General features: G+C 65.0%; 11 protein-coding genes and 1 pseudogene. 11 read left to right on the top strand and 1 reads right to left on the bottom strand.

The annotated features are described in order from the left end of the window. Positions 1-201 precede the first annotated feature (201 nt). From EXY20_RS28705 to EXY20_RS40720, 10 genes and pseudogenes are all read left to right on the top strand, one after another. Complete coding sequence (locus tag EXY20_RS28705; RefSeq protein WP_135555682.1) at positions 202-2,076, top strand: AfsR/SARP family transcriptional regulator; 1,875 nt, start codon at positions 202-204, stop codon at positions 2,074-2,076. A 7-nt stretch (positions 2,077-2,083) separates the two neighbouring features. Next, positions 2,084-3,649 carry a PP2C family protein-serine/threonine phosphatase gene (locus EXY20_RS28700; protein WP_135555680.1) on the top strand — a complete coding sequence of 522 codons (1,566 nt, stop codon included), beginning with the start codon at positions 2,084-2,086 and terminating at the stop codon, positions 3,647-3,649. Beyond that, positions 3,646-4,740 (top strand): PP2C family protein-serine/threonine phosphatase, encoded by a 1,095-nt coding sequence (locus EXY20_RS28695; RefSeq protein ID WP_135555678.1) that lies wholly within the window; start codon positions 3,646-3,648, stop codon positions 4,738-4,740. Before EXY20_RS28700 ends, EXY20_RS28695 begins: the two co-directional genes overlap by 4 nt. Positions 4,741-4,836: 96 nt before the next feature. Then, positions 4,837-5,310, top strand: coding sequence for an ATP-binding protein (locus EXY20_RS28690; protein ID WP_167859595.1), 474 nt, complete (start codon positions 4,837-4,839; stop codon positions 5,308-5,310). Next, positions 5,307-5,663, top strand: a complete 357-nt coding sequence (locus EXY20_RS28685) for an STAS domain-containing protein (protein WP_135555674.1) — start codon at positions 5,307-5,309, stop codon at positions 5,661-5,663. The genes EXY20_RS28690 and EXY20_RS28685 overlap by 4 nt, the downstream gene beginning before the upstream one ends. A 111-nt stretch (positions 5,664-5,774) precedes the next feature. Then, positions 5,775-6,461, top strand: coding sequence for a TolB-like translocation protein (locus tag EXY20_RS28680; protein ID WP_167859594.1), 687 nt, complete (start codon positions 5,775-5,777; stop codon positions 6,459-6,461). Positions 6,462-6,497: 36 nt separating this feature from the next. Next, a complete protein-coding gene (locus EXY20_RS28675; protein WP_135555670.1) occupies positions 6,498-7,133 on the top strand; it encodes a TolB family protein in 636 nt (211 codons plus the stop codon). Between the two features lie 70 nt (positions 7,134-7,203). Further along, positions 7,204-9,333 (top strand): annotated as a pseudogene (locus tag EXY20_RS40510) (cadherin-like beta sandwich domain-containing protein); the annotation flags it as partial. Positions 9,334-9,782: 449 nt separating this feature from the next. Beyond that, positions 9,783-10,472: an S-layer homology domain-containing protein gene (locus tag EXY20_RS40725; protein ID WP_135555668.1), complete on the top strand. Its 690-nt coding sequence runs from the start codon at positions 9,783-9,785 to the stop codon at positions 10,470-10,472. Between the two features lie 172 nt (positions 10,473-10,644). Next, on the top strand, positions 10,645-11,070 hold the full coding sequence (locus EXY20_RS40720) for a nucleotidyltransferase domain-containing protein (RefSeq protein WP_135555666.1): 426 nt from the start codon (positions 10,645-10,647) through the stop codon (positions 11,068-11,070). Positions 11,071-11,587: 517 nt separating this feature from the next. Here the strand turns inward: EXY20_RS40720 and EXY20_RS28655 are convergent. After that, positions 11,588-12,427, bottom strand: a complete 840-nt coding sequence (locus EXY20_RS28655) for a phytanoyl-CoA dioxygenase family protein (RefSeq protein ID WP_135555664.1) — start codon at positions 12,425-12,427, stop codon at positions 11,588-11,590. A 150-nt stretch (positions 12,428-12,577) separates the two neighbouring features. On the opposite strand from EXY20_RS28655, the gene EXY20_RS28650 reads away from it, so the two are divergent. Further along, positions 12,578-13,432, top strand: coding sequence for a helix-turn-helix transcriptional regulator (locus EXY20_RS28650; RefSeq protein WP_235886244.1), 855 nt, complete (start codon positions 12,578-12,580; stop codon positions 13,430-13,432). The last annotated feature ends 61 nt before the right edge of the window (positions 13,433-13,493 follow it).

The following is a 13,493-nucleotide window of genomic DNA, read 5'->3' as shown; positions in this document are numbered from 1 at the left end:
AGTCCGCCTTCGGAGCCATTTGGTCAGATTAGCCAGTGTTTTCACTGGCTATTTGCCATGAATGCCTGGAAAACAGGCGAATAAGCCGGTTTTTGTGGGCTATTTGGCTTTTGGCGCGGGAGGCCCCGCCGTGCAGGAGTTGCCCGACGGGCTGTCGAATGGTTAGGGGACTTTGCACCACGATTCGGGAGAGGGCGCATCATGACAAGCACGCTGGAACAAGCGGTTCGCGCTGCCTTGGCGGGCAACCGGCCAAAGGACGCGCTGGCCCGGCTGGAGAACGAAGTGCTGCTGCGGCGCAGCCTGGAACCGGAGCTGCTCGACCTGCTGCCGGAGGAGGAGAGGCATGCGTCCCCCTTGCTGCGCAAGGCGAAGGGGGAGGCGCTTTTCCGGCGCGGCGACTTGCTGGGGGCGCGGGCGGAGCTGGCCGCCGCGGTCGGCGGACTCGCCCGGCGGACGCTGCGCGAGCCGCTGCTGTCCGCGCTTTCGCTGTTGGCGCTGGTCCATATCCGCACGGGACAACTGCAGGAGGCGGCGCCGATTGTCCGGTTCCTGCACGACGAATGGGAGCAGGGAGAAGAGCCGGTCTGCGGCGATCCCGCCTGCGCGCTGGCCGCCGGCATCGGGCTTGTCGCCGGTCCGGGTGCGGAGCGGGACGCGCTGCATTATTACCGGCGCGCGGCGGCGGTCTACGATCGCGACGGCGAACCGGAGCGGGCGGCGTACGCTCTTTTTGCGGCGATGGCGACGCATGCGCTGACGCCGACGGACGAGGCGTGGACGGCGCTGCGGCTGGCGCTTGCCCAGCGGAAGGCAGCAGGTCTGATCGCGGCCGCGCACCTGCATTACGCCGACGCGCTGCGCGCTTATCGCCGCGACGAGCCGGAGCAAGCTCGCGGCATGGCGGACGCCTGCCGTCCGGAGGGGCTTCCTTGCCCGCACAACTGGCTGGCCCGGCTGCTGCGGCTGCAACTGGTAACGACGCCGGACGCGCTGGAAGCGGCGGAAGCGGAATGCGGCGCGATCGAGCGGGAAGCGGGCGGGGAAGCCGAGGTGCGGTTCGAGCTGGCGCTCGCCCGTTCGCAGCTGGCCTCGCTTCGCGGCGATGAGGCTGCCGCCCGCGAGCACCTGGCGCAGGCGCGGGTCATCGCCGAGCTCGCACCGCCGCCCGAAGCGGAAGCGCGGCTGGCAAGAGCCCGCCGCCGACTGGAGCGCACAGCGCCGCCAGCCGCGCAGCCCGCGGCAGTGCAGGAACAAGAGCAGGCGCTGCGCGAAGCCGCCGCGGCCGCCTGGCCCGACTCGCCGGCCGCGTCGTCCCGGGCGCCGGACGAAGCGGAGAAGTGGCGCATCGGCGTATTCGGCGAGCTGACGATTGCCCGGGGCGCGCATGCAGTGCGCGACATGCAGTGGAAACGCAGCAAAACGCGGGAGCTGCTGCTCTACCTGCTGCTGCAGCCGGGCCGCGCGGCGAGGCGGGAGCAGGCGGTGGAGGCGCTGTTCCCCGAAGGCGAGCCCGGTAAAAGCGACACCCGCTTCTACGTCGCCGCCCATCAACTGAAGCGTGTGCTTCGCGATTACTTGGGCGTCGAGACGGGCATCGTGATCCGGGGCGGCGCGGCGAAGCTGGACGACGGCTGGCTCGGCGAAACGGACGTGGAGCGGTACCGGGCGCAGATGCAAGCCGCGGACCGGCTGTGGCCGGCCGACCCGCAGGCGGCAGCGGCATGTTACGAGCAAGCGACGCGAATGTACGGGGCGGTGGCGCCGGAGCTGCCGGCTGCCGAGTGGCTGGATCGCGAGCGGGAGCAGCTGCTCGATCGCCAGTGCGAAGCGCTGCGCCGGATCGGGGAAGCGGCGGAGGCGGGCGGCGATGCGGCCCGCGCGGAGAGCTGCCACCGCGAGCGCATCCGCCTGCAGCCGCTGCAGGAAGCCGGTTATCAGGCGCTGCTGCGCTGCTTCCTCGCGCAGGGCAGGCGCGCCGAAGCCGAGGCGCTATACGTACAACTGGAGAAGCGGCTGCTCGCCGAGCTGGGCGTTGCCCCGCTTCCCGAGACGCAAGCGCTGCTGCGGAGGTGACGGCAAGGTGGACAACGGATTATGGCAAGCGGCGCGGTGGCGGTTTCCGGCGCTGTTCGCCGGCGGCGGCGCGTTAATCATGCTCTGGGGAATGGCGGAAAGCACCTTTATTAAACGGCTTACGTTTGCCTTCCAGCTCGAATTCGCCATTCCGGTAACGATAGCGTTTATTGCCGGCCTCGTCGTGGTGCTCTGCCTGCATGCCTGGCTGCGGCTGGCCGGCATCCGGCGCAGGCTGGAAGCCGCAGCCGCCGAACCGGCGGGTTCGGCGGCAGTCGGCCACAGCTTGCTGAAGCTGCCGGCGGAGCTGTTCTGGTGGACGGTCGGGTATGCGGTGCTGGCAATTCCGATCTATCATATCGTTCACTATGTTGCGTACGGACGTTCGCTGTTGAATATCGACCCTTTTTTTCGTGACAATTTCATTCGGAGTTTTCTTTACGAATGGGCGGTCGGGCTTAGCGCGGCCATTCTGCATTATACCGTCGCCCGCCGGCTGATCCGGCCGTTCCTTATCCCCGCTTCGCCGGTCCGCGGGGAGCGGCTGCCGGACCGCAGCTTCCTGTCGCTGCTGGCGACGACGTTCGGCGTGCTGCTGACGATCAATCTGTTGTCCGTCTTATGGTATGTGCAGGTGGCCGAAATCGAGGCGAAACCCGTTGAATGGCGCGTGCTGCTGCCGCTGGTCGCTTTCGAGCTTGTTTTCGCCGCGGTGATCTTCCACCTGCTGGCCCGCGAGTTTCGCCGCGAACTGCAGCTGCTCGCGGTGCGGCTGCGCATTGTTCCCCAAGGCGAGCGTGCTCGCGCACAGCTGCCCGTCCTTGCCGGCGACGAGGTGGGCCAGCTGGCCGTTGCCTTCAATCGCCTGCAGGAGCGGATCGAACGCGACTACGACGAGGTGGCCGGGGAGCTGCGGCTGGCCCGCGACCTCCAGCGGCAGCTGCTGCCGCCCGCGCAGCAGCGGCTCGGCGGCTGCGCGGTCGCGGCGCTGTCGCTGCCCCGGCACGAGGTGGGCAGCGGATTCTACGACATCATCCCGCTGGCGGGCGGCACCTTCGCGGCCATCGCCGGGGAAGCCCGGGGAGCGGGCATGCCGGCCGCGCTGCAGATGTCGGCGCTGCTCCTGCTGCTGCGCGCCGAAGCTCACGGCGCGGGGACGCCGGCGCAAATTCTCGACCGCTTCGCCCGCGTGCTGCGGGAAGTGTATCCGCAGGAGGCGGGGCTGTCCGTTTGCCTGACGATCGTGGACGGGAACGGCGAACGGATGCAGACGGCGCTGCGGGGAAACATGCGCGGCCGAATATGGAGCGGAGCGGGCGAAGGCCGGGAGCTGCGGGACGGAGACGACGCGCCGTTCCGCCCCGGCGACCGGATCGTCCTGTTCTCGGCCGCCGCCGCGCATGCGGTGCGGCTTGACCGATCGGAGGCGCAGCTCGCCGCGCTGCGGGCGGATGCGCCGCTTGCGGAGCAACTGGCGGCCGACGGCGGCCGCCCGGCGGAGCAGCTTCAGGCAGACGACGATTTGACGCTGCTGCTCGTGGTCCGCTTGCCGGACGGGGAGGAGGCGGCATGAAACGACGCGGCTTGCGCACCTTCGTGCCGTCTTTGCTGACGGCTTATTTGTTGCTTCTTGCGCTGCCCGTGGCGCTGCTGCTTGTTTGCCTGCGCGTGGGGTACGCTTCCGGCGGATCGGCGTTTCCGACATTGTTGTTCATCGTCGCCGGCGCGCTTGCGGTCGTGTTTTTCGGCTTGTTCGGGGGAGTCGCCCGGCGTTTCCGGCGCCGCTTCCGCCGCATGATCGACGGCATGAACGCCATGGCGGCGGGAGATCGTGCGGCCGTGCAGGGGCGGATGCCGATTGACGCCGGCGACGAGTTCGGCCGGCTGAGCCGGGCCTTCAACGAGCTGCAGGCGTATTGGATCGAGCGCAACGACGCCGCGCTGCGCGAGCTGCAGCTGTCCGACCGCCTCCAGCGCCGCCTGCTGACGGCCGGCCGCCAGCAGCCGGACGGGTTCGCCGTGGCCGCCGAGTGCCGCCAAACCCGCGAGGTGGGCGGCGATCTGTACGATGTCGTCCCGCTCGGGGACAACCGTTTCGCCGTGCTCATCGGCGACGTGGCCGGCAAGGGTATGCAGGCCGCGCTGCTCATGTCCGCCGTGATGGCGCTGTTCCGGCGCGAGGTCCGGCTCGGCGGCTCGGCGGCCGACGTTCTGACGCGACTGAACCGGCTGCTGTATCCGGCGCTTCGGGGGCGGACCTACGTGACCGCCGGTCTGGCCCTGTACGACGGCCGCGCCGGGGAGATCGATTATGCCGGGGCGGGGCACATGCCGCCCTATGTGTGGGCGGACGGCGCATGGCATGAAATCGCCGTCGCTTCTTTGCCGCTCGGAGTCATGGAGGACGTGTCGTACCGGGAGCGCGCCATTCCGCTGCCCCCTGGCGCCAAGCTCCTGCTGTACACGGACGGGCTGATCGAAACGACGCTCGCCGACGGCACGTTTCTTGGCTTCGACGGCTTCGCGGCGCTGCTGGCGGAGCTGGATGCGGCGCAGCCGCCGCAGGAGCTGCTGCCGGAGCTGCTGGCGCGCGTGGACGCGTGCGGCGGCGGAGCGACAGGAGAAGCGGACGACCGGACGGCGGTGCTGCTGGAGCGGTTGTAAACCTTTTGTCAAAAACGGGGTGGTATAGTGGCGGCAAAAGGCGGCCGGAAAGCGGATCGGCAACGGAAAGGTCCGGCGGAAGGAAGGGAATGCGGGGTGGAGGAAACGGTGCTGCTGGAGAGCGAATGGATAGTGGCGAGCGAGCTGGGGCAGGAGCGGATTGTGCTCGACGGCTTGACGCAGGTCTTGGCGCAGGCCGGTCTGGACGAACCGCGTCTGGAGGAAATCGTGACGGCCGTGTCGGAAGCGTGCCTGAACGCGATCGAGCACGGCAACCGGTTCGTGAGCGCCCTTCCCGTAACCGCCACGATGCGGGTCAGCCGGGAGCGTTATACGTTCCGGATCCGCGACTGCGGCACCGGCACCGATCCGGAAGCCGCCGGCGAGCCGATGTCGGTTCGCGGCAAAATCGCTTGGGAGCAGCCGCGAGGCTGGGGGCTGCAGTTGATGCGGGCTTACGCGGACAAAGTGACGGCGACTCGGGAGAACGGGGGATTTTGCCTGGAGCTGCAGTTTTGGCGGCATTGCGATGGCGGCAGTTACGATTGCGGAGAGGAGGAGCGCCAATGACGGAACGATTGATCATTGACGAGCGAACATTCGCCTGGGGCTATATTCTTGATTTGCAGGGCGAGCTGACGAAGCTGTCGGAGGAGAAGCTGCTCGGCTGGCGGCCCTGGGCGCAGGGGCTGGACGGCAAACCGTATCTGGTGCTCAACCTGACCGGTATCCGGCTCATCAACAGCGCGGGCATCGCGCTGCTGATCCGGCTGTCGCAGCACGCGCTGAAAGCCGGCTTTTCCATCTATGCCTTCGGCGTCAATGCGCATTACCAGAAAATGTTTCGGCTGATCGGGCTGACGGAGTTCATCCTGCTGTATCCGGACGAATACTCGCTGGTGCTGCGTCTGGAGGAGCACTGAGCCGCTGCGGCGTCCCGCGGGCGCACGGCGCATAATATTTTTGTAAACCGTTTGTCAAATGCCCTTCCGTATAATGCCGGTATGACTTCGGATATACAGGAGGGACTGTGCTTGAAAAAAAAGATCGTTTCATTGCCGCTTGTTTTGACGCTTCTGATTACGTGGAACGCGCTGTTCCCGGGAAGCTTCCCCGTTTCGCCCCGCGCGGCGCACGCGCAGGAAGCGGCCGACGCGGATTGGACCGGATCCGATCCGGCGGGGCTGACGCTGTTCGGCGAAGACCCGCTCACCATGGTCGGCAATCTGGCGATAACGCCGGACGGCCGCTATACCTTGTTCGAATCGTCATCCCGGCACATGTACAGCCAGGAAGAGGACGATTCGCAGCAGATCCATCCGTCGCACGTCTACGTCCACGACCGGCTGCTCGGCAAAACGGAGCTGATCGACGCGACGGCGGCCGGCGCGCCGGGCAACAGCGACAGCCGGCAGCCGTCGATCAGCGATGACGGGCGTTATGTCGCCTTCGAATCGTATGCGACCGACCTGGTCGAGGGCGAGGCGTTTACGGGCAGCGATCCATGGGGGGACGGCAACACCAGCCGCATCTATGTGTATGACCGCGTCGCCCGAACGACAACGCTCGTCAGCGTCAACGAAGCCGGCGAACCGGCCGACTACATGAGCTACAACGCGCGCATCAGCGGCGACGGCACCACCGTCGTTTACGAATCGGCGGCAGGCAATTTGGCCGGTCTCGAAGGCCAGTATCGGTACAATTGGAACATCTATGCCTAATATTCGGTCGAGGCGCCGCATGCCGGGAACGGCCTCGTGCGGACGAAGCTGTACGAAATGCCGGATTTCGCCGGCGTGTACAGCAGCTTCGATACGCCGGCGATCAGCGGCGACGGCACGCGCATCGTGTTTTCCTCGCATTCGCCGGATCTGGTGGTCGGGGATACGAACGGCAAACAGGATATTTTTCTGTACGACAGCCTGCAGCCGGAAGCGCAGCGGCTGACGCTGATTAGCGCCGATGCGGCGGGAATTCCGGGCGATGCGGACAGCTATTCGCCCGACATCAGCCCGGACGGCCGCTACATCGGCTACGTCTCCGGCGCGAACAATTTGCGGCCCGGTATCGTCAGGGAAAACGAGTGGAACCCCGATGTCGCCTACTATTACGATACGCTCACGGGCAAGCTGACGAACCTGGGCGGGCTTCAGCATGCCTTGTACGGTTCTCTGCCCGCTTTGTCCGACGATGGATTCGCCTACTACGACTACCGGGTCAAGGTTAGGCATGACAATGCAGCAGGCCGACGGACGCCGGGTCGAGCTGGACGTGTCCAAGGGGCCGGTGAAGTTTCCGTATGTGGTGGTGCCGGGCAGGGCGTTTCAATTCGAAGTGGTTTTCAACCGCCCGGACCGGGTGGCCAACGTGCAGGTGCGAATCTGCACCGATAACGGGCTGGCTGTCGCTCCGGCGGAGCTTCGCGACGGGGTGTACTACGCCACCGCCATCGTCGAAGGGACGATGCAGGAGAGCTTGTATGTGACGTACGACGTCAAACCGGCCGCAGTGCCGTCCATTGCCAGCGACGCGGCGTTCAAGGCGGAGCTGCCGCCGGCGATGCGCGACTACAAGCTCGCTTCCCGGCAGGAGTTCCGTTCGGCCGGGGCGGGCCTGATGGAAGGATCGGCGGATATCGTCCTGCCGCAGGCCGGCAACCTGGCGATGCAAGTGGGCTTGTCGCTGCAGCGGGGGCTCTCGTATACGCCGTCGGCCGAGGAGCTTGCCCTGGCCCAGACGCTCGGCATCCACGCCTACGGCGCCGGCTACAAGCTGGAGCAGGACGGCGGCAAGGTGAGCCTGACGATCGAAGCGTACGTGCCGGAAAGCGAGATCGGGCAGCTGGACGCTGCGTTCGGCCGCCTGTCGGCATCAGGCAAGAGCCGACAAGTAACCGCCGCCGGCATCGGCGATTACGTTAAAGTTGCGGCCAAGGTGCTGTGGGACGAGAGCAGTACGGTCGGGCAAGCCGGCAAAGGCAGCGCGGCGATCTACGACGCGAAGAATGCGGTCGACGGGCGCGGGCAAGTAGCCGACAACATGACGACGCTGGGCAATCTCGCCGATCAGATCGCCGAATGCAACCCCGGCATGACCCGTCACTTCAGCGAACGCATCGACAGCATGGCGACGCAGGCAATCGCCGTCGAAGCGGCGAAGTGGGGCATGATGATTGCCGGCGCGGTGCTGGCGCCGGCAACGTTCGGCGGCTCGCTTGCCCTGATGGGCGTCAGCATGGGCATCGGCGCGGCGATGGACGCGCACATCAGTCGGCAGACGTCCTTGCTGGCGGATGCGGTCAATAAATATTCGTCGCCGAAGTGCGATCCGAAGGAGCGCGCGGAGGAGGAGAAAACGGATATTCCGGTCGCGCAGCCCGTATGGATTTACGATCCGAGCGGGTATGTGTACGAAACGTTCCCGGACAATCGGATTGCCGGCGCCCGGGCGACCGTACACGTGCGGGATGAGGCCGGCGGCAATTATGTGCCATGGGATGCGGAGTGGTACGGACAGAGCAACCCGCAAACGACGGACGCGCTGGGCAAATACGGCTGGGACGTGCCGCCGGGACGCTGGCAGGTCGTTTACGACAAGGCCGGCTACGAAACGACGCGAAGCGACGAGCTCGACGTGCCGCCGCCGCAGTTCGAAGTGAATGTGCCGATGGTTTCCCACGAGGCGCCGCGGCTGACAAGCGTCGAGGCGGTTGCGGCGGCAGGCGGTCCGATCGTGACGCTGCGGACGGACAAGTATGTAGCCGTGGACACGCTGGCGAACGACGGCGTCCGGCTGAGCCGCGACGGCGAAACGCTGGATGGCGCCGTGCAGGCGGTGGATGCGCAGACGGACGAGGGAGGCGTTTCGCTCGCCCGCACGTTCCGCTTCGTCGGCACGGAGGCGGTTCCGGCCGGAGCCGCGCTGGATATCGCGGTGAGCGGAAGCAGTGTCGTCAGCTACGCCGGCACCGCCATGGCCGACGATTATCGCGCCCGGCTCACGGCGAACGCGGCAGACACGACGGCGCCGCAGCTGCTGTCGGCGGTGTCGTCCGCGGCAGGCGACCGGATCGAGCTGCGCTTCGACGAGCCGCTGAACGTGGCGGCTGCGCTTGGCAAAAGCAGCTTCACGCTGGCCGGCACGACGCTGAAGCCGGCGGCGGCCGATTACGGGCCGGACGGTCGTTCGGTGCTGCTGCTGCTGAACGGCAAGCTGCCATCCGGGGCGGGAGCGCAGGTGACGGTGGCGGCGGGGATCATCGCCGATCCGAGCGGCAACGGGTACGGCGGCGGCACGGCGAACGTGACCAACCGCAGCGTATCCGCCGACGCGGCGCTGGGCTCGTTGCGCGTCGAAGGGTATGCGTTGTCCCCCGCGTTCCAGGCGGATACGCTGGTGTACCAGCTGACGGTGCCGCTTGGGGTAACCCGGGTGCGGATCGGCGCGGCTGCCCGCGACGCGGGCGGCACGGTTCGCATCGACGGGAACCCGGCTCCGGCACAGTCGACCGTTGCCGTTGACCTGACGGACGATGAAGCCGTGCCGGTTACGGTGACGGCCGGGGATGGCGCGACGAAGCGGTATTACGAAATCAACGTGGTGCGCGGCAACGTTGACGTGCCGTCGTCGGGTGGAGATACCGGCGGTTCGTCGGGTTCCGGGTCCGGTTCGGGAGCCGGGTCGGGCGCCGCGCCGACTGCTCCGGCCAAGCCGACGCCGTCTTCGACGGTCGTTACGGCGACCGACGGCAAGCTGGAGCTTCCGGCCGGTCAGGCGGGCGTTATTGCGCTGGGCGGCAAAATCGTGGTGGCGATCCCGCAGGATGCGTTCGGCAAGCCGCTGCGCATCACGATCGACGGACTGACCGGCAGCCAGGCGCCTGCGGCGGATCAAGGGTGGACCTTGCTGAGCCCGGTATACGAAATAGTCAAAAGCGAGTCCGGTTCGTTCGCCCGCCCCGTCGAACTGAGCTTCAAGCTGGCGTCGCTGCCGGAAGAAGGCAAAACCGTCGCGGTCTACTACTATGACGAGACGGCGCAGGAGTGGGTGTTCGTCGGCGGCGAGCTGCAGGGCGATACGCTTGTGGCCAGCATCGATCACTTTACGAAATTCGCGGCGTTTGCCGTCGCCGCGGCTCCGCAGGCGCCTCCGTCAGTGGCGCCGGAGCTGCTCGACTCGACATCGGCGGTCATTGGGCGGAAGCGCTCATTCGCGAGGCGGCGGCAAGCGGAGTGGTTGGCGGCTACCCGGACCGGACGTTCCGTCCGGACGCGGCCGTCACCCGCGCGGAGCTCGCCGTGCTGCTGGCGCGGGGGCTTGGGCTGGCCGCCGCGGATGCGGAGTCGTCGTTCGGCGACGCGGCGGCGATCCCGCTCTGGGCCGCGCCTGGTGTGGCCGCGGCAGCGAAGGCCGGCATCGTCGACGGGTACGACGATGGCACGTTCCGCGCGGAGCGCACGGTTACGCGCGCCGAGTTGGCGGCGATGGCCGCCCGCGCGCTGCGCGCCGGCGCCGACGGCGTGCCGGCCGTGTCGGCCGCGGCCGAGGCGAGCGCGTTCGTCGATGCCGCGGACATTCCGGCCTGGGCGCAGGCGTCGGTTGCGTTTGCCGCTGCGGCCGGCTTGTTCGAAGGCCGCGGCGACAACCGCTTCGTGCCCACAGGTGAAACGACGCGCGCCGAGGCGGTCAAAATCGTGCTCGCGCTGACCAAACAGCGCGCGGCGTTGAGCTAATCGACGATTGGCCTGATAAGATGCCCGAGCGAAGCATTCGCTCGGGCATCTGCCGTTCGGATAGTTTCCTGTCCGCTCATTGGCATATTCCGTTATAATAGGAGCAACGAGATCAGCGTATATTTATTTCTTGGTTCGATTAGATTAATAGAGTAGATTGCGTGCCCGAAGTATGATGAAGGCAGGTGAAACAATGGAATCTCAAGAAGTATTTCATGAGATCGCTGTCGGCAGGGCGAGCCCTCCTTTACACACCAAAGAGTTTGGGTTGTTTATTTTGAACGATATAGCCAGTCTTGCGGAAGAAAACCTGTCATCTGTATTTTATGACGCTATTCTGTTTGGCTCTTATGCCAAGGGGTCTCAAACAGAGCAACCGGATATAGATATTTGTGTCATACTAAATGTTCCTTCGAGAGACATATACTTGCATCAAACGATTTTAATACAGCGATCTTTGGACCTGTTGTGCGAGTACGACATTGATCCCAGCCTATTCGTTTGCTCCTTGGATAAATTCAATACCAGTTTCTCGTTAGTGTACGATGAAATTCGCAAATGGGGGATATCATGGAGGAAAACACTAGAAAGAGGATAGACTCCTATTTTAGTATGGGCAATGAGAAACTGGAATCCGCAAGAGCAAATTTAAATGGAAATAGAATCAAGGCCGCTATTTCGGATGCTTATTATGTCATGTTCAATGCCGCATTGTAAAAGCTGTCCTGTTCCGCCAACTATCCCCTTGCAAAATAGGCCATATTTTCTTGCCTATTTCGCCAAAAACGGGCCATCCATACGAAATAGCCAGTGATTTCACTGGCTATTTCGCTTGAAGTGCCGATTTGAAGGCGATCTGGTGCAAATAACCAGTGTTTTCACTGGCTATTTCCGACGAGGCACCCGAAATGGGGCAAATAGGCCATTTTTCATGGGCTATTTGGGTTGCGGAGCAATCAATCGGGCCACTCAGGGGACGGCTCGCCGGGATAGGCTTCTTACAGCAGCGCGCGAGCACGCTCGTTCACGAAGCAGCGAAGCGGAAGCGCTGCTCTGGAGAAGCGGAGCGCGCGTGCAAGTCGAGGCCCTGTTTCATTGGTTGGCTATATTTCCTCTCACCGCGCAAACACTTGCGGGAAATAAGCGCCTTCGAACTTCTGCCCGGCGTAAGGGCGCGGGCCGAGCAGGCGGATGTTGTCGTGGCGCTGGATGCGGGGACGGTACGCCGTGCCGCCCGGCATCAGGTGCGCGACGATGGACAGCCGCGGCTCGTTCGTCCGGTTCGGGCCGGAGCCGTGGAACGTCAGCCCGTGGTGGAAGCTCGCTTCCCCCGCCTTGAGGATGCAAGGCTCTTCGATCCATGGGCGGCCATCGGCCGTATACTTGGCTTTCAGCGCCCCGAGGTCCTGATCGAAGAAGGTGTTGCTGTCCGGCACAAGCCCCCACTTGTGCGAGCCGAGAATGGTCGACATGCCGCCATTGGTCAAATCGGTGTCCTGCAGCGCAATCCACACGGTGACCATGTTCGGGTTGTCCGATGCTTGCCAGTAGCCGTAGTCCTGGTGCCAGCCGACGTTGCCGACCGGCGTTTCCTTGTCGCCGACCCCCGGCTTGTAAATCATTTGATCGTGCCACAGCCGGATTTCGTCCACGCCGAGCAAGTCGGCGGCCCATTCCCCCATGACGGGGTCCGTCACTGTTTCCCGCACATCGTCGTTCACCCACCAGCTGTTGTCCAGCTTGCGCAGCATATCGGGTATTTTGCTCGGCGTGTAATGGTTCATCGGGAAGCCATCGCCGTCATAGTCGCCGGCCCACACCCGTTCATGCGCGCGGCGCAGCTTGGCGATTTGTTCGTCGGTCAGCAGCTTCGGGCTGATCCAGTAGCCGTCGCGATCGAAGGTGGCTTTATCCTCCGCGGTAATTTTGTACTGGCGTTGTGCGGTTACGGTCATGGTCGTTCCTCCCTGGAATAACGGATTGTGACATCAGCATAAGGCACGAGCCGCTCGGTTGGCGTTCGTTTCGGTATATAATAGAATCACGAACATGGAAGAAGATCACGAACATCCGAGCGGCTAAAAAGGAGCGGGCAACCGGTGACGATGCGATGGACTTACGATACGAATTACGACGGCGTGCTGGAGCGAGTGCCGGAATTCGTCATGTTCGGCAGCGACGAAATCCGCCAGGCCATCCCGCTGGCGGAGCATGCGCATCCGGGGTGCTACGAGTTCGTGCTGGTCGAGCGCGGCAAAGCGGACTGGGAGCTGGGCGGCGCCGTCTACGAAACGAGAGGCGGCGACGTCTTCCATACGCGGCCGGGCGAGCGGCATCGCGGCGGTTTCGACGTGATCGAGCCGAGCAAATTTTGGTGGCTGATCGTGCGCGCGCCGGAAGCCGGATGGCTGCGCCTGCCGCCCGAGGAGACGGCGGCGTTCGAGCAGGCGCTTCAGGCACTGCCCCGCGTCATGCACACGGGCATCGCGCCGGTGAAGACGTTCGCGCAGCTGCGGCAATCGTTGCAGCGGGAAGACGGCCCGTTCCGCGACACGGAAGTGAGGCAGGCGATCGTTGAGCTGCTGCTGCATTTCGCGAGGCAGGAAACGTCGGCTCCGGCGATCGCGGACGATTTGCTGCAGCGGTACGACCGGCTGACGGAACGAATGCAGCGCGAACCCGACTGGCGGCCGACCGCGGCCGAATTGGCGAAGGAAGCGGGGGTAAGCGAATCGTACTTTTACCGCACGTTCCAGTCGCATACCGGCTTGTCGCCAATGTCCTACATGGAGCGGGTAAGGGTCAAGGAGATCGGCCGGCTGCTGGCCGAAACGGACGAACCGATCATCGAGCTGGCGTTTCGGCTCGGTTATCCGTCCAGCCAGCACTTCGCCACCGTCTTCAAGCGGCATACGGGCATGACGCCTTCGCGCTGGCGCCTGAGCCGGCGGCGCGGATAAGCTTGCGTGTTTACCGCTCCGCGAACCCGGGGTAAATAACAGGCAAACGACACCGATTCGC

Origin of the sequence: Paenibacillus cymbidii, assembly GCF_004764705.1 — a bacterium.
GTDB lineage: Bacteria > Bacillota > Bacilli > Paenibacillales > NBRC-103111 > Paenibacillus_AN > Paenibacillus_AN cymbidii.
Note: the sequence above shows the minus strand (reverse complement) of the source record. Positions and strands in the feature narration are given on the sequence as shown.

Bases quoted from the DNA above. Each gene is read 5' to 3' on its own strand.
- EXY20_RS28705 (WP_135555682.1), top strand. From the start codon at position 202: ATGACAAGCACGCTGGAACAAGCGGTTCGCGCTGCCTTGGCGGGCAAC.
- EXY20_RS28695 (WP_135555678.1), top strand. From the start codon at position 3,646: ATGAAACGACGCGGCTTGCGCACCTTCGTGCCGTCTTTGCTGACGGCT.
- EXY20_RS28685 (WP_135555674.1), top strand. From the start codon at position 5,307: ATGACGGAACGATTGATCATTGACGAGCGAACATTCGCCTGGGGCTAT.
- EXY20_RS40720 (WP_135555666.1), top strand. From the start codon at position 10,645: ATGATGAAGGCAGGTGAAACAATGGAATCTCAAGAAGTATTTCATGAG.
- EXY20_RS28650 (WP_235886244.1), top strand. From the start codon at position 12,578: ATGCGATGGACTTACGATACGAATTACGACGGCGTGCTGGAGCGAGTG.
- EXY20_RS28655 (WP_135555664.1), bottom strand. From the start codon at position 12,427: ATGACCGTAACCGCACAACGCCAGTACAAAATTACCGCGGAGGATAAA.